The sequence below is a fragment of the Streptomyces sp. NBC_00370 genome (assembly GCF_036084755.1).
Classification (GTDB): domain Bacteria; phylum Actinomycetota; class Actinomycetes; order Streptomycetales; family Streptomycetaceae; genus Streptomyces.
In genome coordinates this window covers 1546278-1567781 of sequence record NZ_CP107968.1, presented here as the reverse complement: position 1 = coordinate 1567781, position 21504 = coordinate 1546278, and the positions used below count along the sequence as shown (strand labels likewise).

General features: G+C 70.7%; 26 protein-coding genes. 17 read left to right on the top strand and 9 right to left on the bottom strand.

Going from position 1 to position 21504, the window contains the following annotated elements:
• The first annotated feature begins 39 nt into the window (after positions 1-39).
• On the top strand, positions 40-954 hold the full coding sequence (locus OHS57_RS06555; RefSeq protein WP_041991845.1) for a LysR family transcriptional regulator: 915 nt from the start codon (positions 40-42) through the stop codon (positions 952-954).
• Here the strand turns inward: OHS57_RS06555 and OHS57_RS06550 are convergent.
• Positions 941-1393 (bottom strand): Rieske (2Fe-2S) protein, encoded by a 453-nt coding sequence (locus tag OHS57_RS06550; protein ID WP_041991846.1) that lies wholly within the window; start codon positions 1391-1393, stop codon positions 941-943. The two genes, OHS57_RS06555 and OHS57_RS06550, sit on opposite strands and share 14 nt — an antisense overlap.
• 206 nt (positions 1394-1599) lie before the next feature.
• Between OHS57_RS06550 and OHS57_RS06545 the strand changes: the two genes are divergently transcribed.
• Both OHS57_RS06545 and OHS57_RS06540 read left to right on the top strand, forming a co-directional pair.
• Positions 1600-2070 (top strand): helix-turn-helix transcriptional regulator, encoded by a 471-nt coding sequence (locus tag OHS57_RS06545; RefSeq protein ID WP_328581348.1) that lies wholly within the window; start codon positions 1600-1602, stop codon positions 2068-2070.
• Between the two features lie 10 nt (positions 2071-2080).
• Positions 2081-2491 carry a VOC family protein gene (locus OHS57_RS06540; protein WP_041991851.1) on the top strand — a complete coding sequence of 137 codons (411 nt, stop codon included), beginning with the start codon at positions 2081-2083 and terminating at the stop codon, positions 2489-2491.
• A gap of 28 nt (positions 2492-2519) precedes the next feature.
• Here the strand turns inward: OHS57_RS06540 and OHS57_RS06535 are convergent, their stop codons facing one another.
• Positions 2520-3356, bottom strand: a complete 837-nt coding sequence (locus OHS57_RS06535; protein WP_328581347.1) for an alpha/beta fold hydrolase — start codon at positions 3354-3356, stop codon at positions 2520-2522.
• Positions 3353-3946, bottom strand: a complete 594-nt coding sequence (locus OHS57_RS06530) for a TetR/AcrR family transcriptional regulator (protein WP_041991854.1) — start codon at positions 3944-3946, stop codon at positions 3353-3355. The genes OHS57_RS06535 and OHS57_RS06530 overlap by 4 nt, the downstream gene beginning before the upstream one ends.
• 75 nt (positions 3947-4021) lie before the next feature.
• Here OHS57_RS06530 and OHS57_RS06525 point away from each other — a divergent pair, with 75 nt between their 5' ends.
• On the top strand, positions 4022-4570 hold the full coding sequence (locus tag OHS57_RS06525) for a YciI family protein (RefSeq protein WP_041991856.1): 549 nt from the start codon (positions 4022-4024) through the stop codon (positions 4568-4570).
• A gap of 15 nt (positions 4571-4585) precedes the next feature.
• On the opposite strand, the gene OHS57_RS06520 is transcribed toward OHS57_RS06525, so the two are convergent.
• The 4 genes from OHS57_RS06520 to OHS57_RS06505 all read right to left on the bottom strand — a co-directional run bounded on the left by OHS57_RS06520 (position 4586) and on the right by OHS57_RS06505 (position 7023).
• Complete coding sequence (locus tag OHS57_RS06520) at positions 4586-5152, bottom strand: hypothetical protein (protein ID WP_328581346.1); 567 nt, start codon at positions 5150-5152, stop codon at positions 4586-4588.
• Position 5153: 1 nt separating this feature from the next.
• Positions 5154-6251 (bottom strand): DUF6286 domain-containing Asp23/Gls24 family envelope stress response protein, encoded by a 1098-nt coding sequence (locus OHS57_RS06515; protein WP_328581345.1) that lies wholly within the window; start codon positions 6249-6251, stop codon positions 5154-5156.
• On the bottom strand, positions 6248-6436 hold the full coding sequence (locus tag OHS57_RS06510; RefSeq protein ID WP_328581344.1) for a hypothetical protein: 189 nt from the start codon (positions 6434-6436) through the stop codon (positions 6248-6250). Before OHS57_RS06510 ends, OHS57_RS06515 begins: the two co-directional genes overlap by 4 nt.
• Positions 6437-6519: 83 nt before the next feature.
• A complete protein-coding gene (locus OHS57_RS06505) occupies positions 6520-7023 on the bottom strand; it encodes an Asp23/Gls24 family envelope stress response protein (protein WP_328581343.1) in 504 nt (167 codons plus the stop codon).
• A 209-nt stretch (positions 7024-7232) separates the two neighbouring features.
• Between OHS57_RS06505 and OHS57_RS06500 the strand changes: the two genes are divergently transcribed.
• The 11 genes from OHS57_RS06500 (at position 7233) to OHS57_RS06450 (ending at position 18510) form a co-directional block, all read left to right on the top strand.
• Complete coding sequence (locus OHS57_RS06500) at positions 7233-7820, top strand: RNA polymerase sigma factor (RefSeq protein ID WP_328581342.1); 588 nt, start codon at positions 7233-7235, stop codon at positions 7818-7820.
• Positions 7811-8482, top strand: coding sequence for an Asp23/Gls24 family envelope stress response protein (locus OHS57_RS06495; protein WP_328581341.1), 672 nt, complete (start codon positions 7811-7813; stop codon positions 8480-8482). Before OHS57_RS06500 ends, OHS57_RS06495 begins: the two co-directional genes overlap by 10 nt.
• Positions 8479-8877, top strand: coding sequence for an Asp23/Gls24 family envelope stress response protein (locus OHS57_RS06490; protein ID WP_328581340.1), 399 nt, complete (start codon positions 8479-8481; stop codon positions 8875-8877). The genes OHS57_RS06495 and OHS57_RS06490 overlap by 4 nt, the downstream gene beginning before the upstream one ends.
• Before the next feature lie 171 nt (positions 8878-9048).
• Positions 9049-9864, top strand: coding sequence for a hypothetical protein (locus OHS57_RS06485; protein ID WP_041991866.1), 816 nt, complete (start codon positions 9049-9051; stop codon positions 9862-9864).
• 31 nt (positions 9865-9895) lie between these two features.
• A complete protein-coding gene (locus OHS57_RS06480; RefSeq protein ID WP_328581339.1) occupies positions 9896-10579 on the top strand; it encodes a class F sortase in 684 nt (227 codons plus the stop codon).
• 126 nt (positions 10580-10705) lie between these two features.
• Complete coding sequence (locus OHS57_RS06475) at positions 10706-11731, top strand: LacI family DNA-binding transcriptional regulator (protein ID WP_041991868.1); 1026 nt, start codon at positions 10706-10708, stop codon at positions 11729-11731.
• A gap of 135 nt (positions 11732-11866) precedes the next feature.
• Positions 11867-13129 carry an ABC transporter substrate-binding protein gene (locus tag OHS57_RS06470; protein ID WP_328581338.1) on the top strand — a complete coding sequence of 421 codons (1263 nt, stop codon included), beginning with the start codon at positions 11867-11869 and terminating at the stop codon, positions 13127-13129.
• 15 nt (positions 13130-13144) lie between these two features.
• Positions 13145-14119, top strand: coding sequence for a carbohydrate ABC transporter permease (locus OHS57_RS06465; protein ID WP_078863734.1), 975 nt, complete (start codon positions 13145-13147; stop codon positions 14117-14119).
• Position 14120: 1 nt separating this feature from the next.
• The gene (locus OHS57_RS06460) at positions 14121-14936 is read left to right on the top strand and encodes a carbohydrate ABC transporter permease (protein WP_328581337.1); all 816 of its coding nucleotides are present in this window, start codon (positions 14121-14123) and stop codon (positions 14934-14936) included.
• Positions 14937-15001: 65 nt separating this feature from the next.
• On the top strand, positions 15002-17023 hold the full coding sequence (locus OHS57_RS06455; protein ID WP_328581336.1) for a glycoside hydrolase family 31 protein: 2022 nt from the start codon (positions 15002-15004) through the stop codon (positions 17021-17023).
• Between the two features lie 89 nt (positions 17024-17112).
• A complete protein-coding gene (locus OHS57_RS06450; protein ID WP_328581335.1) occupies positions 17113-18510 on the top strand; it encodes a beta-xylosidase in 1398 nt (465 codons plus the stop codon).
• Between the two features lie 59 nt (positions 18511-18569).
• Here the strand turns inward: OHS57_RS06450 and OHS57_RS06445 are convergent, their stop codons facing one another.
• Both OHS57_RS06445 and OHS57_RS06440 read right to left on the bottom strand, forming a co-directional pair.
• The gene (locus tag OHS57_RS06445) at positions 18570-19442 is read right to left on the bottom strand and encodes an alpha/beta fold hydrolase (RefSeq protein WP_328581334.1); all 873 of its coding nucleotides are present in this window, start codon (positions 19440-19442) and stop codon (positions 18570-18572) included.
• 83 nt (positions 19443-19525) lie between these two features.
• On the bottom strand, positions 19526-19750 hold the full coding sequence (locus OHS57_RS06440; protein WP_328581333.1) for a hypothetical protein: 225 nt from the start codon (positions 19748-19750) through the stop codon (positions 19526-19528).
• Between the two features lie 134 nt (positions 19751-19884).
• Between OHS57_RS06440 and OHS57_RS06435 the strand changes: the two genes are divergently transcribed.
• Both OHS57_RS06435 and OHS57_RS06430 read left to right on the top strand, forming a co-directional pair.
• Entirely contained in the window at positions 19885-20745 is an 861-nt protein-coding gene (locus tag OHS57_RS06435) for a DUF427 domain-containing protein (protein WP_328581332.1), read from the top strand.
• A gap of 37 nt (positions 20746-20782) precedes the next feature.
• Positions 20783-21499 carry an SDR family oxidoreductase gene (locus tag OHS57_RS06430; RefSeq protein ID WP_328581331.1) on the top strand — a complete coding sequence of 239 codons (717 nt, stop codon included), beginning with the start codon at positions 20783-20785 and terminating at the stop codon, positions 21497-21499.
• Positions 21500-21504 lie beyond the last annotated feature (5 nt).

The window sequence follows — 21504 nt, the reverse complement described above, 5'->3', positions numbered from 1 at the left end:
AGCGAGAATTGATCCACCCGTTCCCTTAGCATTGCTTACATGTTGAATCTGGAGCGGCTGCGCACCCTGGACGCCCTTGCCCGGCACGGTTCGGTGAGCGGCGCGGCCGGCGGGCTGCATGTCACGACGTCGGCCGTCTCGCAGCAGATGGCCAAACTGGAGCGGGAGGTCGGCCAGCAACTGCTGGCCAAGAACGGGCGCGGGGTCCGGCTCACCGACGCGGGAAAGCTCCTCGCCGATCACGCGGCGCGGATCCTGTCGCAGGTCGAGGTGGCCCAGGCCGACATCGAGGCGCAGCGCGGCCAGGCGGTCGGCGAGGTCCGGATCGGCGCCTTCCCGACGGCGGCCCGGGGGCTGTTCCCCGCCGCGCTGGTGGCGCTGGCGCGCTCGCACCCCGAACTGCGCGTGCGGTCCACGGAGATCGAACCGGAGGCGGGCATCACCGGCGTGATCCGGGGGGATCTCGATCTCGCCGTCGTGCTCGACTGGAACAACAAGCGGCTGCCGGTGCCCGGCGGTCTCGCCACGGCGCGACTGCTGGACGACGCCGCCGATGTCGCCCTGCCCGCCGGCCATCCGCTGGCCGGCCGCGCCGAGGTCGACCTGGAGGAGTTCGCCGACGACAGCTGGGTGTCCTGGCCGGAGGGCGAGTTCTGCTACGAGTGGCTGATGTTCACGCTGCGCTCGAAGGGCATCGAGCCGCGGATCGCCCATCTCGCGGCGGAGCACCACACCCAGCTCGCGCTGATCGCCGCAGGACTCGGCGTCTGTGTCGCGCCGAGGCTGGGACGCGGCCCGGTGCCGGACGGCGTCGTCGTCGTACCCGTACGGCAGAAGATGTGGCGCCACATCTACGCGGTGTGGCGCACCGACGCCGACCGCCGCCCGTCGATCAGGGCGGCGGTCGCGGCGCTCACGGAGGCCGGGAGTGCGCCCGGCGTCACGCGAGAGTGATCGAGTCCCCCGCGACCTTGATCTGTTCGGCGGGCAGCGGCTTGGTCGCGGGACCGCCCTTGACGCTGCCGTCCGTCACGCTGAACTGGCTGCCGTGGCACGGGCAGTGGATGATCCCGTCGGAGACGTCCTTCACCTTGCAGCCCTGGTGGGTGCAGGTGGCGGAGAACGCCTTGAACTGGCCCGCCGTCGGCTGGGTGACCACCACGCCCTGATCGGCGAAGACCTTGCCGCCGCCCTCCGGGATGTCGGCCGTCTTCGCGAGCACGTCACCGCCACCCTCGGCCGGCGCCTTGGCGTCCGGCTTCTCGGCGGCGTCGGACGACCCGTCCGCGCTGTCCGAACCGCAAGCGGCGAGCGCCACGCCGAGTCCGGTCGCGCCGGCCGCCGCGACGACGGTCCTGCGTGCCACGCCTGCTGTTCCGCGCGTTGCCGTCATACCTGGGTCCCCTTTTTTCGCATACGGCCGCGTCTCGGCCGGTCGTCAGGGGGTACGGGCGCAGATGCTGCGATGTTCAAGCATCCGAAGATTTTTTACGAAGGGGCCACCGGCGGACCGGCAGGTTCCGCCCCCGCCACGGCATCCGAATGGTTGTTTCCGCTGGCCAGAGGCTTTCTTTACGGTCCGGATGGTAATCTCGTCCTATGGATTCGCAGGATCTCGCCAACCTGGCGCATCTGCGCAGGGCGCGGGATTTGATCGACCGGGAATATGCTCGTCCGCTGGATGTGCCGACGATGGCCCGGCACGCCCTTATGTCGCCCGCCCATTTCTCCCGGCAATTCCGCGCGACCTACGGCGAGACGCCGTACCAATACCTCATGTCCCGCCGAATTGAGCGGGCGATGGCGCTGCTGCGCGCCGGAATGAGCGTGACCGACGCGTGCATGACCGTCGGCTGTACGTCGCTCGGCTCGTTCAGCTCGCGCTTCACCGAGATCATGGGCGAGTCGCCGAGCGCGTACCGCAGCCGTGACCACCAGGCCGTGACGGCGATGCCGGCATGTGTGGCGATGGTGCGCACTCGGCCGGTCAGAAACGCGGCGCCCCGGAATATGGCGGCTCGCAACGACGTGAGCAGGATTCGAGAAGCGGGTCCGAAAGCCGCCGACTAGCGTTGCCCGCATGAGTATCGCACTGCAGTACTGCCATATCACCGTCAACGATCCGGACGAAGCGCTGCCCTTCTACCGGGACGCACTCGGCCTTGAGCTGCGTAACGACGTCGCGTCGGGCGGATTCCGCTGGGTCACCCTCGGCTCCGCCACTCAGCCGGGCCTTGAGATCGTCCTGTCGGAGCCGCACGCCGGACGGTCCCAGGCCGACGGCGACACCCTTCAGGAACTGCTCACCAAGGGCGTCCTGCCGAACATCGTCTTCAGCGTCGACGACGTGGACGCGACCTTCGAGACGGTCCTGGCCTCCGGCGCCGAGGTCCTTCAGGAGCCCATCGACCAGTCGTACGGCCCGCGCGACTGCGCGTTCCGCGACCCGTCGGGCAACACGGTACGGATCTCGCAGGCGCCCAAGCCGTAGGCGCGGACGCGGCCGTCGCCGCTGCCGGTCAGTCGCCGAGCACCTTGCGCAGGTGCTCGGCGAACTCGGCGGGGTGCGTGGTCAGTCCGACGTGGCCGCCCGGAAAGTGCACCAGCTCCGTGCCGAAGCGCTCGGCCAGGAACGCGGCGGGGCGGTAGGGCAGTTCCCCGCGTGAGTCCTCGCCGCAGGCCGGCACGAACCGGTCCGACACGGCCGTGAAGCGCTCCATGTCCGGTGCGTAGGACATGAATTCCGGCACGATGCGCCCGACGAAGAACGGCATGTCGGCCATCGTCCGCTCGACCCGCGCCGCCGCCCGCGGTGGCAGTTTGATCTCGGGCTTCGGCCCGGTGGAGTCGTCTGCCTTCTTCAGCCCTGCCGCGAACACCGCCACGGCAGGCGCGAGTCCCTCCGTGCGGAACGCCGTCCGTACGGAGGTGACGAACGCGCGATGTCCGGCGGCGTCCGGCAGGACCTCCACCAGGGGTGGTTCGTGCGCCACGAGCCGTTCGACGCGCTCGGGGTGGGAGATGAGCAGGTGTACGCCGGCGATCGCGCCCGAGCTGGCGCCGAAGACCCGGGCGGGCGCGCCCGGCGACAGCAGGTCCAGTATCCGCAAGGCGTCGTCGGCGTGCTCGGCCACGCTCTGTTCGGCCTCGGGGTCGTCGAGCGTGCTGCGCGACATGCCGCGCGGATCGTACGTCGCGACGGTGTACTCGGCGGCCAGGACGTCGGCGACGTCGTCGAAGGAGGCCGCCCCGCCCGTACCGCCCGGAATCAGCAGCAGGAGCGGGCCGTCGCCGCGCACTTCGTAGTGGAGCGTCGCGCCGTGCACGCGCAGGCTGCCGGTGGTCGGGCCGGTCATGAGGGAGCTCCTTCCGGGGCGGTCGGCCAGTGTTCGAGGAGGGTGTGCAGCGCGTCGAGGGCGCGGTCCCAGGACTGCTGCGGCGGACGCTCGTGCCCGAAGCCGCCGGCGGCCTCCAGCGCGACGAACCCGTGGAACGTGCTGCGCAACAGCCGTACCGCGTCGGTCAGATCGGGTTCGGGCAGCCCGTAGGCGCGCAGCATGCCGTAGGTCAGTTCCACCGCGCGCCGGGGTCCTGCCGCCTTGGCCACCAGCTCCGGGTCGATCTCGATCGGGGTCTGCGTCGCCATGTAGCGGCCGGGATGCGCGTGGGCGTACGCGCGCCAGGCGTTGGCGAAAGCGACCAGTGCGTCCTTGCCCGCGCATCCGGTGGTCGCCTCGGCGATCCGGATGGTCTTCTCGTCCGCGGCGAGCAGCGCGATCCGGCCGCGCAGATCCTCCAGTCCGCGGACGTGGCTGTACAGACTCGCGTCCTTCACGCCGAGCCGCCGCGCGACCTGCGACATGGTCACTTGATCGAGCCCGACCTCGTCCGCCAGCTCGGCGCCCGCGATCGTCACCCGCTCCACCGTCAGACCGGCCCGCACCATGTGTCCTCCTCGTCTTCCTAACACTCCTAGGTATAACCTAGAGATCCTAGGAAGGGCAACGCCGATACTGAGGCCATGGAGTACTTCTGCCACCACCGCGACCGGCCGGGTTCCCTGGCCCTGCGCGACGAACTGCTGGAAGAGCACTGGTCGTACATGGACCGGTACGCGCAGGAGATGATCGCCCGCGGCCCGACGCTCGCCGACGACGGCGACACGCCCACCGGCAGCGTGCACGTCCTCGACCTGCCGGACCCGGCCGCCGCCCGTGCCTTCGCCTTCGACGAGCCCGGCTACCAGGCCGGCGTGTACCGGGACGTGCTGCTGCGCCGCTGGCGCAATCTGCTGGGCCGCACCATGTGGGGCTTCCCCGGCGGCCCGGCCGAGGGCAACCGGTATCTGGTGCTCGGCCTCGGTACGGGCCCCGCCGCCGACCTGGACGTACCGGATGACGGTGACGAACTGATCGCGTACGGGCCGTTGTTGTCCGACGACGGCGCCAACTGGCTGGGGACCGCGGCGCTGGTGCGCGCACCGGACCCGGCCACGGCGCGCGCCGTCCTCACGTCCGACCGGTACGCCGACATCGAGGTCCACCGCTGGCAGTTCGGCGGCCGGTCGTGACCAACGGGCGCTGAGTCAGCGGGTCCGGCGCTCCCGGTGGGCCCGCACCCGCATGCGTACGGCCGCGTCGACGGAGCGCGGAGCCGCCGACTCGCGTGCCTGGGCGAGGGTTTCGGCCGACAGCCGGTGAAGTACGGCCGCGGGTTCGGCGTCCGGCTCCAGCACGACGTCGACCGTGGCCCGCAGCCGGCGCGATCCGTGGCGGAGGCGGACGTGCGCGCGGGCCACGCCCGGCAGTTGGGCGCTCCGCGTGGCCATGGCCTGGGCGAGTGCGCCGGTGCGCAGGCTGATGCCCCTGGGCGTCAGCGGGATCGGACGACGGCCACCGCCACGGAGCTGTCCTGCCAGCCACCAGAGGAGCAGCAGCAGGAGCACCGTGAGCCCGCTCAGCACGGCCGGTGTCCACCAGGTGTGTTCGCGCAGCCGCTCAAGGCCCGGCCGGTCCACGAGCGCCGTGTCCGCGCCGGGCACCGGCCACCAGGCGGGGAGCCGTGACCGTACGGCGGATCCGGCGGAGAGCAGGAACAGACCGGAGGCGAGCAGGGCAACGCCCGCGCACGCCAAGGCGATTCGGTTCGTCACATTACGCACCTGGCGCATCGGGATCCGTTCCCTTCCCGGTCAGTTCCGGCATCGGTGTCGGCCCCGGCGTGGGCGTGGGCGGGGTTTGCGTGGACGGGGGTTGCGCGGGACGGTCGGGGGTCAGATCGGCATGTGCTTCCGCGCTCACCGCCACCCGCAGCCGCAGCGGGCGGTGCAGGCTCAGCCCGTCCAGCACCCGCGACGCGGCGGCGGTCACGGCCTGTTCGGCGCTCGCCCGGTCGCCGAACCCGAGCTGGGCCCGTACCCGGATCCGCCGTCTGCCGACCCGGGTCCGGCATTCGGTGACGCCGGGTACGTCGCCGACCGCGTCACGGACGAGTACGGCCACGGCCGGACGGTCGAGCACCGCGCGGAGGCCGGGTTCGACGGTGACCAGCGGGAGTTGGCGGCGGTGTCCCGGCGTGACGGCGAGTACCAGCAGCCACAGTCCGACCACCGCGATCAGCACAGCGAGCCCGGTCACCACCGCGTCGCCGGGACCGTGACCGGAGAGCCAGTCCAGCAGCCGCGTCCGCCACCCCATGGCGGCGCGGTTCGCCGCGTGCACGGCCACGACGTCGTACAGCAGCAGGGCGCAGGCCGCGGCGGCTGCCAGCAGGAGCAGCACCATGGGTGTGCGGCGCTGGGCCCAGGGCCGCCGGGCGGTCGGCACCGCGGTGCCGGTGTCCGTGCCGGTGTCGGTGCCGGCGTTGACGGATGCGCTGTCCTGATGGCCCCGAGGGCTCGGGAGGCCCTGCGCCCCGGGCTCGTCCGGTGTGCCGTCGAGCCCGCGGATGCGGATCCGGGTCCGGGTGACCGTGAGGCCGGTGAGTTCACCGGTCCGCTCGGCCACCCTCCGCTGGATCCGGTCGCCCGCATCGTCGAGGCCCACCGGATACGGCAGCGCGACGTCGAGCGCCACATGCGCCCGCCGGCCCTGCACGGAGACGGACCCGTGGGCGACCCGTACCGCGCCGGGCCGCAGTGCCTCCCCGGCGGCCCGCTCGGCGATCCGCCGGACCGCGCGGTCGGCCACCGTCGTCGTACCGCGCTCGCCGGGCGCCGCAGCGGTGCCTGCGCGGTCACCGGGCGTCGTCATCGGCGTCCCCTGCGACCGGAGTTCAGGAACTCGCGCAGATCGAAGTCGTCGCCGTCGAGGAGCCGGCCGACCACAAAGCCGACCGCCCCCAGGGCGGCCACCACGAGGAACGCGCCGAAACCGCCGAACCAGCCCGCGAAGCCCAGCGCCATACCCACCATCAGACCCACTGTCGCTCTGCTCATCACTCACCTCACCGTCGTCATGTGCGGGGGACACGTGCGGTTGTCGAAAAGGGACACGTGCGGTTCTCGAACCAGCGGCCTGGTTAAGCGACCCGGGCCTCGGACGCCGAGTCCGCGTCGTCGTCCTCCGGCAGGTGTACGTCGTTGACCGCGATGTTGACCTCGACGACCTCAAGACCGGTGATCCGCTCGACGGCCGCGATCACGTTCTCCCGTACGTCACGCGCCACGTCCGTGATCGGCACGCCGTACTCCACCACCAGATCCAGATCGATGGCGGTCTGCCGCTCACCGACCTCCACCTTCACGCCGCGTCCCACGTTCGGGCGACCGCCCGGGACACGGTTGCGTACCGCTCCGAGCGTCCGGGAGAGGCCGCCGCCCATGTCGTGCACGCCGGGGATGTCCCGTGCGGCCGTACCCGCGATCTTGACCACCACGAGGTCGGCGATGGCCGTCTTGCCGCGCGTCGCCGCCGGTTCGGCGGGGCCGGTGCCGCCCCCGCTGAGCGTGGTGGTGTTCTGCGCGTTCTGGTTCTTCTCCGTGCTGCTCGCCGCAGGCACGGCGGGCGACAGGTCCGTGGTCATGGCATCTCCTCGGTCGGTCGGGCGGGGCGGCGGGGAACTCCTGCGTGCCCTCACCTACTTCGACACGCCTTCCACGGGGTTGTGACGCGCATTCCCCGGGTTGTTCGGACGGCCGCTGCCGTACGCCGCCGCCGGATAGTGTGCGAAAGCCGCGTCACACGCCCGGCCGCCGGGTGTCCAACACGGTGAGGCGAGCGAAAGGAGCCGTGTTGTCCGGGGACCTGGGCACGACACGGGCGGCGGGTGACGGCCGTCCCTGGCATGACGACGCTCTGCTGGCCGTACGGGCGGGCGAGGGCGACGAAGAGGCGTTCGAGACGCTGGTGCGCCGCTACGGCCCGGTCCTGCTGACGCTGGCCACCCGGCTGCTCGGCAGCCGTACCGAAGCGGAGGACGCCGTGCAGGACTCACTCGTCAGCGCCTGGCGCAAGCTCCCCGAGTTCCGCGGGGACGCCGCGTTCGGCACCTGGGTGCACCGGATCGTGACCAACCGCTGTCTGAACGTACTGCGGGCCAGGCGGCCGGTCACCCCGCTCGACACCGTGCCCGAGCAGCCCGCTCCCGACCACCACGACTCCCCGGCCAGGAGCGCCGAGACACACGCGGCGGTGGAGGCCCTGTCGGTGGCCATGGCCGGTCTGTCACCCGAGCAGCGGGTCTGCTGGGTGCTGCGCGAGCTGGACGGCACGTCCTACGAGACCATCGCCGAGACGGTCGGGATCAGCCAACAGGCGGTCCGCGCGCGGGTGTTCCGCGCTCGGCGCTATCTGACGGAGGCGATGGGCGCATGGCGGTGAACGCGAACTCCGGTCCCCCCTACGGGAACGTCCGGCAGTCGGCGGACGACGACGAGCAACTGCCCTGCGGACGCCTGCTGTCGCAGGTGTGGGAGGGCTGGGAGGACGGCAGGCCCGACCCGCACGCCGACGGCTGCCCCTACTGCGCCGCCGCGCTGGACGACCTGGCCCAGCTCGGCCGGGCCGTACAAGAGGTGCGCGACACCGGATTCGACGAGGCGGACACGGCCTCACTCACCTCGCGCGTCATGGATGTCGTACGGCTGGAACTGCGACCGGGCCGCACCCTTCCGCTGGGCGGTCCGGGCGACGACACCTGGATCATCGAGGCCGCGGCGGCCAGGACCCTGCGGGCAGCGGCCGAACTGCTGCCCGGTGTACGGGTGGGCAGCTGCCGGATCAGCCCGCTGCCCGTGTCCGCCGACGAGTCGCCGGCCGCGCCGCGAGGGCCGCTGCGCGGGCCGGTACGGGTACGGCTGAGCGCGGTGGTCACGTTGGCCCGGCCGCTCCAGGAGACGGCCGACCGGATCAGGGAGCAGGTCACGGATGCGGCGGACAGCGCGCTCGGCATGAGCGTCGCCGCCGTGGACGTCACGATCACGGACATCGCGGACGACGCCGGGCAGGACGAAGGAGCGACGTGGGAAGGAGCGGGCCGGTGACCCAACAGGAGCGGGACAAGGGGCGGACCGTCGAGGAGCGGCTGTCCGGTGTCGCGGCGCCGGCGGCGCTCGCGGTGCCCGGTGTGGCGTTCCTGCGCCCCGGCCTCGCCGGACTGCTGCGCGGCTCGGTGCCGTCGGTGCTGCGGCGCGACTCCGAAGGGCGGCCCGACGGCACCGGGGTACGGGTCGAGCGCCGGACCCCCGACGGCGCGGACGGCACACCGGGCGCGGACGGTGTGTGGACGATCAGCGTCCATGTCGTGCTGCGCCGCAACCGGCGCGCGGTCGACGTCGCGCGTGCGGTGCGTGTCGCGGTGGCCGAAGCGGTGGTGGGTTCGGGCCTCACGGACACGGTGGCCCCGGAAGTGGGCGTGACCGTCACCGGTTTCGTCTGACACCGCACCGCGTCGCACGCCTGCGACCTGCCCGTTCGCGACTTCCTCACGGCGATTCACAGAAATGTCGTGTTCGGACCAAGCCGCGGAGCGCAGCACACCGAATGTGAGGCAAGAAACCAACGCGGCCCCCGTGCACGGTTCGTGGGCCGCACGAAGGGGATGCCTCACGTGATAGCCCAGCGCACAGTCCGCCTCACCGCACTCATGGCCCTGCCTGCCGCACTCACACTCGCGGGGGCCGCGCCGTCGTTCGCCGCCGGTGGCACCACCACGAAGGCGCAGGACAACAACACGTACCAGATCGACCTGGACAGCCTGAACGACTCCGGTGCCACCGGTGTCGCGCTGCTCAGCCTGGACGGTACGAAGCTGACGGTGAAGATCGAGTCCTCGGGTCTGACCCCCGGCGCGCCGCACGCCCAGCACATCCACGGCGACACCAAGGGCACGGACTTCCACTGCCCCGACGCGAGCGCCGACAAGGACGGCGACGGCATCGTCTCCACCAGTGAGGGTGTGCCGATGTACGGCAACATCAACATCTCGCTGACCACCAAGGGCGCCACGGACATGGCCAGTGGTCTGGCCGTCGACCGGATGCCCGTCGCCGACAAGAACGGCGACCTCAAGTACTCGCGCACGATCAACGTGTCGCAGGACGTCGCCGACCACATCAAGGACCTGCACGTCGTGCAGCACGGCATCGACCCCAACAACAACAAGAAGTACGACTTCGGCGCCGGCAAGAGCGACCTCGACCCGAAGCTCCCGCAGGAGGCCACCGCACCCACCGACTGCGGCATGGTCAAGGGCGCGGCAGTGGGTTCCATGCCCGTGGGCGGGGTCGAGACGGGTTCCGGCACCACGCAGGGCATCGAGTCGCCCGGCCTGATCGCCGGTGGCGGACTGGCCGTTGTCGCGGCCGGCGCGCTGTTCGCCGCCCGGCGCAAGATGCGTCCCGCCGACACCCGCCAGGGCAGCTGAGCAGCGGACCGGACAGGAGGGACGGAGCGGAATGGACGCCACGTTCGCGCGTCGGCGCACGATTTTGCTGGTCACGATTCCGGTCCTGCTGATCGTGGGCGGGCTGCTGCTGGCGGTGGGACTCACCCGGCAGCAGCCCGCGCCGCCCCGGGCGGTCGACAGCGGCGGGCCGCCGGTCTCCATGCCGGCCGGTCCGAAGACGGGCTCAAGTGCCCCGTCCACCGGGGCGGGAGCGCACGCGCAGCACGTCGCCGCGCTGCCCGCCTCCCGGCCGGTGCGGGTGACAATCCCCTCGATCAAGGTGTCTTCGACACTGGAGGAGCTGGGGCTCGCGAAGGACAAGACCATGGAGACCCCGCGTGACCCGGCGAAGGCGGGCTGGTTCACACCGGGTCCCACGCCCGGCGCGCAGGGCCCCTCGGTCATCGCGGGCCATGTCACCTGGAACGGTGTGCCCTCGGTCTTCTTCAAGCTGGGGGATCTCGCGCCCGGCGACCGGATCGACGTCCAACGGCAGGACGGGCGCACCGCGCGGTTCACGGTGGACCGGATCGCGACGTACGCCAAGGACGACTTCCCGACGGTCGCGGTGTACCGCAACACCGACCAGGCCGCGCTCCGGCTCATCACCTGCGGTGGTACGTACTCCAAGGCGGACCACTACTACCCCGACAACGTCGTGGTCTACGCGACACTGACGGGCAGTCACACGTAGCGAGTCCCCGACCGGCATCGCCCGGTCCTGTCACACCCCTTGACCCCGGGACTGACCCGCGTATGTAATCAGCGAACCGGTTCGCGAACCGGTTCGCTGATTTTTTTGATCCTGGGGAGGCACCTGGTGAACATCGGTGAGATCGCCCGCAGGGCCGGTGTGTCGCGCAGTACGGTCTCCTATGTCCTGAGCGGCAAACGGCAGGTGTCGGAGCAGGTCAGGGAGCGGGTGAACCGCGTCATCGAGGAGTCCGGCTACCGGCCGAGCGCCACGGCGCGGGCCCTGGCGCACGGTTCGCCGAAGACCTTCGGTCTGGTCATCCCGCCCATGCGGGGCCATCTCAGCGTCGACCAGCTCCAGTTCGTCGGCGCCGTGGCCGAGGCGGCGGCCGATCACGACTACGACATCCTCCTGTCACCCACCGGCGAGGGCCGGGAGGCGGCCTTCGACCGGATGGTCGGCGAGCGCAGGGTCGACGGTGTCATCGTGATGGAGACCCTGCTGCACGACACCCGGGTCAGCCGGCTCGTCGAACACGGGCTGCCGTTCGTCACCATCGGACGCACCGGCAGCGAGGAGGCCCACGGCTGGGTCGACCTCGACTACGCGGGTCTCGTCACCGCTGCGGTGGAGCGGCTGCGGGCGCTCGGCCACCGCCGTGTCGCGCTCGTCAACCGCCCGCAGGCACTGCTGGACCGGGAGTACGGTCCGGCTTTCCGCGCGCTGGACGCCTTCGAGAAGACCGTCGCCGAACACGACCTGCTCGGACGCGCGTTGTGCTGCGAGGACGACGAACAGGCCGGCGCCGACTGCGTCGCCGAACTCTTCGCCACCGACGGCACACCCAGTGGCATCGTCGCCGTGAACGAACGCTCGCTCGCCGGTGTGGTGCGGGCTCTCCACGCGCGCGGATCGAGGATCCCCGACGACGTGTCGGTGCTGGCGGTGACGTCCGAGAACAATGCCCGTAGCCTCACCCCGGAGATCACCGCCGCCGACGTACCCACCGCCGAGATGGGCCGGCACGCGGTCGAGTCCCTGCTCAGGCTGGTCGCTGACCCCGCCGCCGAGCCCGCCCACATCCTGCTCGCGCCGCCCTTCGTCGACCGCCGAAGCCACGCCCCCGCCCCCGGATCCGCGGCGGGCGGCTGACGGCTGACGGCTCAGCGCCGGTCACCACCCCCCTCCTCCGTACCCCCTTCTCCGCACTCCCTTGCTTTCTCCCACCGCCGCCTCGCCGCGCCAGCGGTCGGCGTGCGATGCCCGCGTCCAGAAAGGAACCGAACCATGAGCGGTACCGCGTCAAGAGGCGTACGCCCACGCCCACCTCGTACGGCGACGCTCGCACTGACCTCGGCCGCAGCGGCCCTGTCGTTGCTGCTGACGGCGTGCAGTTCGGGCTCGACCACAGCCGCCGGTTCGGACGGCGGCGAACTGACGCTCACCGAGATGGACTACTACAACACCGGCACGACGATGACCGCCCTGCCCCAGCTGCTCAACAGCTGCGGCAAGCAGGCGGGTGTCACCGTCAAGCGCCAGATCGTGCCCGACCTGCGGACCAAGCTCATCCAGCTCGCCAGCAGCCACGCCGTCCCCGACCTGGTCCTGCTGGACAACCCCGATCTTCAGCAACTGGCCGCCACCGGCGCGCTCGCCGACCTCGGTGCTGCCGGACTGAGCACGGACGGGCTCTACCCGAACGTGGTCGAGGCGGGCAGGTACCAGGGCAAGCAGTACGGCGTGGCGCCGGGCGTCAACGCCCTCGCGCTCTACTACAACAAGAAGCTCCTCACCCAGGCCGGCGTCGAACCGCCCACCACATGGGACGAGTTGAAGACGGCAGCGAAGAAGCTGACCGACGGCGACAAGCGCCGAGGCCTCGGCTTCGCCGTACCCGCCACCGAGGAGGGCAGTTTCCAGTTCGAGTCGTTCTTCCTCAGCGCGGGGGCCGATCTGACGAAGCTCGACTCCGACCAGGCAGTCTCCGCCCTGGAGCTCCTCGACGGGCTGGTGACGTCCGGATCCGCGCCCAAGGACGTGCTGACCTGGACCCAGGCCAACGTCGAGGAGCAGTTCGCCAACGGCTCCCTCGCGATGATGGTGAACGGACCGTGGCAGCTGCCCCAGTTGAAGAAGGCCGGGATGACGGAGTACGGCATCGTCCCCATGCCCACCCCCACGGCCGGCGGCACCCCGTCCGGCGCCCTCGGCGGCGAAGTGTGGGCGGCCGGAAACAACGGCGCCAAGTCCCGTAAGGCCGCCGAGGTCATCAAGTGCATGACCTCCGCCAAGAACAGCCTCACCTGGTCCGAACTCACCACCTACGTCCCGTCCAGTCGGCAGGCCGCCGCCAAACTCGCCGCCGGCGACCCCGACATGCAGCCGTTCGTGGACGGGATCGCCGGGGCCCAGGGGCGTACGGCGAAGCTCGGCGCGAAGTACCCCGCGTACTCCCAGGCGCTGTGGACCGCTGTGCAGTCCGCCCTCTCCGGTCAGAAGTCGCCGCGCGCCGCCCTCGGCGACGCCCAGCGCCAAGCCACCCGATGACGCGGGGGCGTTGACGTGACACTCACGCTCCCCGACGGCGCCGTACACGGCCGTGCCGGTGCGCCCGCCGGCGGCGGGCCCGGGGACGGCCGCCGTCCCCGGCTCCGGCGCCGCACCCTGCTGCGCCTCGGATTCCTCGCCCCCGTCGTCGTCTACACGGCGGTGTTCTTCCTCTACCCGCTGATCCGCAACATCCAGCTGTCCTTCCAGGACTTCGGCATCCAGTCGGTCTACAGCGGCCAGGCCCCCTACAACGGCCTGGGCAACTACCGGAAACTCTTCGACGACCCGGTCTTCCTCAAGTCCGTCACCAACACGCTGGTGTTCGTCGCGCTCTCGCTGCTGTGCCAGTTCCTGATCGGCCTCGGTCTCGCCGAGTTCTTCCGGCACACCTTCCCGCTGAGCGGTCTGCTGCGGTCACTGCTGCTGGTGCCGTGGCTGCTGCCGCTGGTCGTCGCGGGCACGGTGTTCCGCTGGATGCTGGACACCAGCAACGGCGTCGTCAATCAAGTGCTGCTCGCCACCCACCTGGTGAGCGATCCGGTGCCCTGGCTCAACAGTCCGCACACCGCCATGGCCGGCGTCCTGATCTGCAACATCTGGATCGGGGTCCCGTTCAACATGGTCATCCTCTACGGCGGGCTCCAGGCCATTCCCGCAGGGCTGTACGAGGCGGCGGCCCTCGACGGCGCCGGCCGCCGGCAGCAGTTCCGCCATGTCACGCTGCCGCTGCTGAAGCCCGTCATCGGTGTCGTCCTCACCCTGGGGCTGATCTACACCCTCAAGGTATTCGACGTCATCTGGGTGATGACGAAGGGCGGACCTGCCAACGCCACCCACACCGTGACCACGTACGGCTACCAACTGTCCTTCGGCGGGCTCTCCGAATTCGGTGTCGGCGCCGCGGCGGGGGATCTGCTGATCGTGGTGGCGGGACTCTTCGCCGTGTTCTACCTGCGCTCCCTGCGCGCGGAGACAGGAGGCCGCTGAGATGGCCCGCGTCAGGACCACCGTCGGTGTCCTCGTCGTCGCTGTGATGCTGTTCCCGCTGTACTGGATGATCAACGCGTCCTTCCAGACCAACGAGCAGCTGGCCAGGCGCTCGGCGCTCTGGCTGCCGCTCGGCGGCACCCTCGGCGGCTACCGCGACGCCTTCGCCCAGCAGGGCGGACATCTGCTCGCCTCGATCGTCGTCGGGGCCGGGGCGACCGTACTGACACTGGTCCTCGCCACCCCCGCCGCATACGCGCTCGCCCTGCTCAAGGCGCCCGGCGGCAAAGCCCTGTTGAGCGTCCTGCTGATCGTCCAGCTCGTCCCCGGCATCGTCATGGCCAACGCGCTGTACCGGATCTTCTCCTCGGCGGGGATCCTCGACTCGGCGCCCGCCCTGATCCTCGCGGACTCCACCCTGGCGGTGCCCTTCGCCGTGCTGATCCTGCGCGCCTTCATGATCTCCATCCCCGGCGAACTCCTGGAGGCCGCCGCACTCGACGGCGCAGGGGCGGTACGCGCCTTCCTGCGCATCGTGCTGCCGATGTCCCGCAACGCGCTGATCACAGCGGGTCTCTTCGCCTTCCTCTTCGCGTGGGGCGACTTCCTCTTCGCCACCACCCTCAACCTCAGCTCCACGACCTGGACCCCGATCACCGTGGGCCTCTACAACTACATCGGCGCCGGCACCAACACGACCAGCTGGAACTCGGTGATGGCCACCGCCGTCATCTCCTCGCTCCCGGCCGCCGTCCTGCTCGTCGTCGCACAACGGCATGTGGCCGCCGGTCTGTCCACCGGCGCGGTCAAGGACTGAACCGCCCCCTGGCCCCGCCCCCGCCCCGCCACTCCGCGGCCCGTCGGCCGTGGGAAAGGACGAACGTGTCCCCTTCCGGCACACCCGCCATCGAATACACCTGCCAGGACCACACCCTGCGGGTCGAACCGTGGGGCGACGACAGCGTCCGCGTCCGTGTCGCCCGGCACACCGTCCAGGACGGACTGCCCGGCGCCCTGTCGGACGAGCCCGCCCCCACCGCCGCCGAGCGGCACGACACAGCCGACGGCACGTCCGTCCTCACCGTCGGACGGCTGCGCGTCGAACTCTCGCCGCAAGGTCATCTGACGTTCCTGCGGGCCTCGGACGGGGGCGAGTTGCTCCGCGAGGTGCCGGGACACTTCGCCTGGCCGGGGCCGCGCCAGTTCACCCCCGTGGGTGACGGCCACTACCGCCTCGACCAGCGGTTCGCCGCATACGACGACGAGCGCTTCTACGGTCTCGGCCAGCACTCGCACGGCCGCCTCGACCACAAGCACATGGTCCTCGACCTCGTGCAGCGCAACGGCGAGGTCACCATCCCCTTCGCGCTCTCCTCACGCGGCTACGGACTGCTCTGGAACCAGCCCGCCGTGGGGCGCGTCGAGCTGGCCGCCAACGGCACCCGCTGGGTCGCGGACGCCGCGCGGCAGATCGACTACTGGTTCACCGCCGGGCCCGCGCCCGACCGGATACTCGCCCGCTACGCCGACGCCACGGGCCACGCACCCGTCCTGCCCGACTGGGCGCTCGGCCTCTGGCAGTCCAAACTCCGCTACCGAGACCAGGCGGAACTCCTCGCCGTGGCAAGGGAGTACAAGCGTCGCGGGCTGCCGCTCTCCGTCATCGCCGTCGACTACTTCCACTGGAACCACCTCGGTGACTGGAGCTTCGACCCAGCCGACTGGCCCGACCCCGCGGCCATGGTCGGCGAACTCGCCGATCTCGGTGTGCGTCCGCTGCTGTCGGTGTGGCCCTCCGTGAGCCCGCTCAGCGACAACTTCACCGCCATGCACGAACAGGGCCTGCTCGTCGGTACCGAACAAGGCCTGCCCTTCCACCACACCTTCCCCGACGCCGAGTTCGAGGGCCGCTCGCTGCCCGTCGCCTTCTACGACCCCACCGAGCCGCGCGCCCGCGACTTCGTCTGGGACCGTGTCAAGGAGAACTACTACGACCTGGGGTTCCGGGTCTGGTGGCTGGACGCCTGCGAACCCGAGATCTTCCCCGAGCAGTACTCCCACCTGCGCTTCGCCGCGGGACCCGGCCGCGCCGTGGCCAATCTGTACCCGCGCGACCACGTCAAGGGCTTCTACGAGCACACCCGCGCACAGAACGCACTCGACCCGGCAGCGCCCGGCGCGGACGAGGCACCCGTCAGCCTCGTCCGGTCCGCCTGGGCCGGCAGCCAGCGCTACGGCGCGGCGCTGTGGTCCGGTGACATACCCGCCACGTTCGACGCGCTCGCCGCCCAGATACGCGCGGGGCTCAGCGCCGGCCTCAGCGGCATCCCGTGGTGGACCACCGACATCGGCGGCTTCCACGGCGGCGACCCTGACGACGAGGACTACCGCGAACTGGTGCTGCGCTGGTTCCAGTTCGGGGTGTTCTGCCCGCTGCTCCGACTGCACGGACACCGTGAGCCGCGCGGCACCTTCGCCGCGGGGCACTCCGGAGGGCCCAACGAGCTGTGGTCGTACGGCGACAAGGCGTACGCCGTGCTGCGCGACCAACTCGCCCTGCGCGAACGTCTCCAGGACTACCTCCGCGTCCAGATGCGGCGTGCCGCCGACACCGGACTCCCGCCCATGCGGCCCCTGTTCGTCGACTTCCCGGACGACCCGCGGGCCTGGGACGTCGAGGACCAGTTCCTCTGCGGCCCCGACCTGCTGATCGCCCCGGTCACCCGGCTCGGGGAGCGTGAGCGCGAGGTCTACCTGCCGAGCGGCACCTCCTGGACCGACACCAGCACCGGAACGGTCCACGAAGGCGGCCGGACCGTACGGGCGGCCGCACCCGTCGAACGCATCCCCGTCTTCGCCCGCGGCGGCGCAAGCTTCCCCGAGCCGGCCGGAACCCGGGCCTGAACCCGGCTGTCCGGCGGACCGGCCGCCCCCGCAACACCCCCCACAGCGTGCCCGGCAAGGAAGCCGGGCGCCGACAGAAGGAGTACACCGTGCCGCACCTTCCCCCTGGACGGCCTGGACGGCAGCGACGGACCGTCCGCAGCGCCCTGCTGGCCGTCGTCTCCGTCGTGATGGCAGCCGGACTCTTCGCAGCGCCGCCGGCCGGCGCCGCCGACCCGCAGCCCCTCACCGTCGACCTCAACCACACCGTGGGAGCCGTCACCGGTGCGGGCTCCGGGTTCCTCTACGGCCTCACCGAGGACGGCAGCGGCCCCGACGACAGCCTGCTCGGCCCGCTCAAGCCGACCTCCGCGCGCGGCGGCGGCGCCCGGCTCGACGGCGGCGGCTGGGCGGGCGACGGCTACTCCGCGGGCAGCGGGTATCAACGGCGGCTGAACTCCGCCGTCAACCAGGCCCGCCGGATCACCGGCGCACCGTACAACGGCACGTACGACCTGCTCGTCAGCGACATCTGGGGTGCCGACACCACCCAGGCCGCCGACACGGTCTACCCCTGTGCGAACGACGACTGCGCCAACTGGCGCAGCTTCGTACGGCGGCTGGCCGACGACGTGGCGGCCTCCGGTGTCCGGGTGCGCTTCGACATCTGGAACGAACCCACCGGAGCGTTCTTCCCACCGGGCTTCAACACCCCGCAGTACTACGCCATGTGGGACAGCGCGGTCCAGGAACTGCGTGCGCACGACGGCAACAGCGCCATCGTCGGCCCGTCGCTCTGGGACTTCAGCCCCGGCAACATCTCGCCGTTCCTCGACCACACCAAAGCGGCGGGCACACTGCCCACCATCCTGAACTGGCACTTCAGCAACACACCTGTCGCCGACGCGCAGAGCATCCGCGATCTGCTCGCCGCCAAGGGCATCAGCGGGCTGAGCCTCACCATGAACGAATACCTGCACGCCGACGAACAGCACGCCGGATTCCAGGCGTGGTACCTGACCCAGCTCGCGAAGTCCGGCATCGCCTCCGCGTCGCGCGGCATCTGGGACGACTGCTGTGTCGCCGGCACCCTCGACGGCGTACTCGTGCGCGACGGCTCAGGTGCGCTGCGCCGTACCGGTCAGTGGTGGGTCTACCAGGCGTACGCCGACCTGACCGGCAGCCGCGTCAGCTCGGACACGACGGGTTCGGTGGACGCCGTCGCGGCCGTGGACGCCTCCCGGCGCCGGGCGGGTGTGCTCATCGGTGACTCGTCGGGCGGCAGCCCGGCGGTGGACCTGCGGGTGGACGGGCTGACCTCGGCCGCCGTGGCGGGACCCGGCGGTGTGCGCGTCACCGTCCAGCGCATCCCCGATCAGAACCCGCTGGACCAGCCGGTCACCGTCGACACGAGGACGGTGCCCGCGGGGACGACGAGCGTGCACATTCCCGTCACCTGGCAGTCCGCACAGGACGCGTTCCAGGTGACGGTCACGCCTGCGGCCTGACCGTAACGCAGCCCCGGGCTCCGCACGGAGCGTCCGCCGTGCGGGACCCGGGTGCCGCGTCAGGCCGGGAGACCGGCCTTGTCGAGGAAGGAGCCGATCAGCCGGCTCGTCTCGTGGAGGGCGCTTTCGAGGAGGAAGTGGCCGCCGTCGAGCAGATGGACCTGGGCGTCGGGGAGATCGTCGCGGAACGCCGCCGCCCCCGCAGGGCCGAAGATGGGGTCGTTCTTGCCCCAGACGGCCAGCAGTGGGGGCCGGTGCTCGCGGAAGTACGTGTGCACGGCGGGGTAGAGGGGCGAGTTGGTCGCGTAGTCGCGGAACAGCGCCAGCTGGATCTCGTCGTTGCCCGGGCGCGAGACCAGCTGGTGGTCGTGGTGCCAGGTGTCGGGGCTCACCACGCTCTCGTCGGGGACGCCCGTGACGTACTGCCACTTGATGGCGTCGAGTGTGAGCGCGGTACGGATCGCGGCCTCGGTCTCGGGGGTCTGCTCGCGCTGGTAGTCCCACACGGTCGTCCAGAAGCCCTCGACGAATCCGCTGTCGTAGGCGTTGCCGTTCTGGCTGATGACGGCGGTGACCGACGCGGGACTGCCGAGGGCCAGCCGCCAGCCGATGGGCGCACCGTAGTCCTGTACGTAGATCGCGAAGCGGTCGACACCGAGCTGGTCGAGCAGCCCCTTGGTGAGGTCGGTCAGCGCGTCGAACGTGTAGTCGAACCGGTCGGCGGCAGGCGCGTCCGAGAGGCCGAAGCCCAGGTGGTCGGGGGCGATGACGTGGTAACGCTCCGCCAGCTCGGGGACGAGATCGCGGAACATGAACGAACTGGTCGGGAAGCCGTGCAGCAGAACGACCGCCGGGGCATCCGCCGGGCCTGCCTCCCGGTAGAAGAGCCGCTGCCCGTCCACGGTCGCGTAGCGGTGGTGTACGACGCTCATGGCTAACCCCTTTGATTGCCTTTGATGGTTATAGCCAAGCACTCGCCATCTAACCCGTCAAATTCTTCGGATGGGTTAGATGGTCAGGTCAGGGGCTCCCCGCCGTCGACGCGCGGTGTCACCCCGGTCAGGAAGGGGTTCGTCATGGCGTACAGCACCGTGTCGGCGACGTCGTCGACCGTGCCGATGCGGCGGGCCGGGTTGCGGGTCCTGAGACTCTCGAAGTACGCGCGCTTGCCCTCCTCGCCCAGGGAGTCCCAGATCCCGGTGTCGATCACACCGGCTTCGGCCGGCGCTGCGTGGATCATGTCCGAGTAATGCTTAGATGCTGCAACTAACCATTGATGATCGATCGTTCCTGAGCTGTTGCCGACCCTGACCTAATGGTTCTACTGTTGCTTTATGAGTTAGTGAGAGACAGGCATGCGACGAAGGGATCGTCATGGGTCTGGCATGGCAACAAGGCCCCCTCGCGACAGGGGCGGTCGGGCGGTTCCTGACCCCCGAACCGCTGCCCGAGCGCCTGCTCTTCGCCGAACCGCTCCGCCGCAGGATGCGGGTGCGGTTCGGCGGTGAGTGGGTCGCGGACAGCGAGGACGTGGTCCTTCTGCACGAACCCGGCAGGTATCCGGTGGCGTACTTCCCGCTCGGCGACGTGGTTTCCGGTGTCCTGGAATCCGCCGGCCGGACGACGCGCCACGGCGAACTGGGCACCACCGAGTGGTACACGGTCCACGGCGGCGCGAAGGGCGCCGAGCGGGCTGCGTGGCAGCACACCGGACTTCCGCCGTACGCGCGGGAGTTGGCCGACCGGGTCGCCTTCGCCTGGCGCGCCATGGACGCGTTCTACGAGGAGGACGAACGCATCCTCGGCCACGCGGCGGACGCGTATCACCGAATCGACATCCGAGACACGTCACGCGAGTTGGTGGTGCGTGACGGCGAGCGCGTGGTGGCACACACCCAACACCCGTTCGTGCTCTACGAATCGGGCTTCGCCCCGCGCTGGTACGTCCCGCGCGCCGACATCGACGAGACCGCGCTGACGCCCGTCGAGGGACAGACCTTCTGTCCCTACAAGGGGCTGGCCGACTACTACTCGATCGGCGGCGCCAAGGGCGCGGCGTGGTGCTACCGCGACGCGTACGCGCAGGTGCGGCGCATCTCGGACCTGGTCTCCTTCGAGCCGGACGAGATCGCGGTCTTCCTCGACGGCGAACGCCAGACACCGGCACCCGGCCAGACGGTTTTCGCGCACGGAGCGGACCGCGGGCTCAACGCGGACGAAGGACGTACGAGGTAACCGCACAACCCATCAGCAGCGGAATGAGGAGATCGTCATGACAACGACACTGCAGGGCAAGACGGTGCTCGTGATCGGCCGGGGCAGCGGAATCGCCCGCGCCATCGCCTTGGCGGCGCGCGAGGCGGGCGCCGAGGTCGTCGTGGCGGGACGGGACCAGAAGAAGCTCTCGGCCGCCTACGGCGAATCCGGGATCAGTGCGGAGACGGTGGACGTCACCGACGAGCGGTCGATCGCGGCGCTTGCCGAACGGCTCGGCGAGGTCGACCACATCGTGTCGACGGCATCGGCCCGTGCGCGCGGTCTCGTCGGCGACCTCACCCCCGAGACCATCAGGCTGTCCTTCGACACCAAGGTGATCGGGCCGATCATCCTCGCCAAGCACTTCAAGAGCCGTATCCGCGAAGGCGGATCGCTGGTGCTGCTCTCCGGATCGACGGCGGTCAGGCCCGTTCCCGGCATGCTGGCCGTCGCCGCGACCAACGGCGCGGCGGATGTGGCGGCGAAGGCGCTGGCGATCGAACTGGCGCCGGTCCGGGTCAACGCCGTCTCGCCGGGGACCGTCGACACCGGTGCCTACGACGCGTTGGGCGACGAGAAGAAGGCCGCGCTGTTCGCCGAACGTTCGGCGCGCAACCCGGCCCGGCGCATCGGCAGTGCCGAGGACGTCGCCGCCGCCGCGCTGTTCGCCATGACCAACACCTTCGTGACCGGCGCGACGATCCCTGTCGACGGCGGCGAACCGCTGGTCTGACCGGT

Coding starts and splice junctions, on each gene's coding strand:
- OHS57_RS06515 (WP_328581345.1), bottom strand. CDS start 6,251: ATGACGACGCCCGGTGACCGCGCAGGCACCGCTGCGGCGCCCGGCGAG.
- OHS57_RS06540 (WP_041991851.1), top strand. CDS start 2,081: ATGAGTATCGCACTGCAGTACTGCCATATCACCGTCAACGATCCGGAC.
- OHS57_RS06545 (WP_328581348.1), top strand. CDS start 1,600: ATGGATTCGCAGGATCTCGCCAACCTGGCGCATCTGCGCAGGGCGCGG.
- OHS57_RS06460 (WP_328581337.1), top strand. CDS start 14,121: ATGGCCCGCGTCAGGACCACCGTCGGTGTCCTCGTCGTCGCTGTGATG.
- OHS57_RS06555 (WP_041991845.1), top strand. CDS start 40: ATGTTGAATCTGGAGCGGCTGCGCACCCTGGACGCCCTTGCCCGGCAC.
- OHS57_RS06435 (WP_328581332.1), top strand. CDS start 19,885: ATGGGTCTGGCATGGCAACAAGGCCCCCTCGCGACAGGGGCGGTCGGG.
- OHS57_RS06445 (WP_328581334.1), bottom strand. CDS start 19,442: ATGAGCGTCGTACACCACCGCTACGCGACCGTGGACGGGCAGCGGCTC.
- OHS57_RS06440 (WP_328581333.1), bottom strand. CDS start 19,750: ATGATCCACGCAGCGCCGGCCGAAGCCGGTGTGATCGACACCGGGATC.
- OHS57_RS06525 (WP_041991856.1), top strand. CDS start 4,022: ATGGAGTACTTCTGCCACCACCGCGACCGGCCGGGTTCCCTGGCCCTG.
- OHS57_RS06510 (WP_328581344.1), bottom strand. CDS start 6,436: ATGAGCAGAGCGACAGTGGGTCTGATGGTGGGTATGGCGCTGGGCTTC.
- OHS57_RS06495 (WP_328581341.1), top strand. CDS start 7,811: ATGGCGGTGAACGCGAACTCCGGTCCCCCCTACGGGAACGTCCGGCAG.
- OHS57_RS06550 (WP_041991846.1), bottom strand. CDS start 1,393: ATGACGGCAACGCGCGGAACAGCAGGCGTGGCACGCAGGACCGTCGTC.
- OHS57_RS06530 (WP_041991854.1), bottom strand. CDS start 3,946: ATGGTGCGGGCCGGTCTGACGGTGGAGCGGGTGACGATCGCGGGCGCC.
- OHS57_RS06505 (WP_328581343.1), bottom strand. CDS start 7,023: ATGACCACGGACCTGTCGCCCGCCGTGCCTGCGGCGAGCAGCACGGAG.
- OHS57_RS06480 (WP_328581339.1), top strand. CDS start 9,896: ATGGACGCCACGTTCGCGCGTCGGCGCACGATTTTGCTGGTCACGATT.
- OHS57_RS06470 (WP_328581338.1), top strand. CDS start 11,867: ATGAGCGGTACCGCGTCAAGAGGCGTACGCCCACGCCCACCTCGTACG.
- OHS57_RS06535 (WP_328581347.1), bottom strand. CDS start 3,356: ATGACCGGCCCGACCACCGGCAGCCTGCGCGTGCACGGCGCGACGCTC.
- OHS57_RS06430 (WP_328581331.1), top strand. CDS start 20,783: ATGACAACGACACTGCAGGGCAAGACGGTGCTCGTGATCGGCCGGGGC.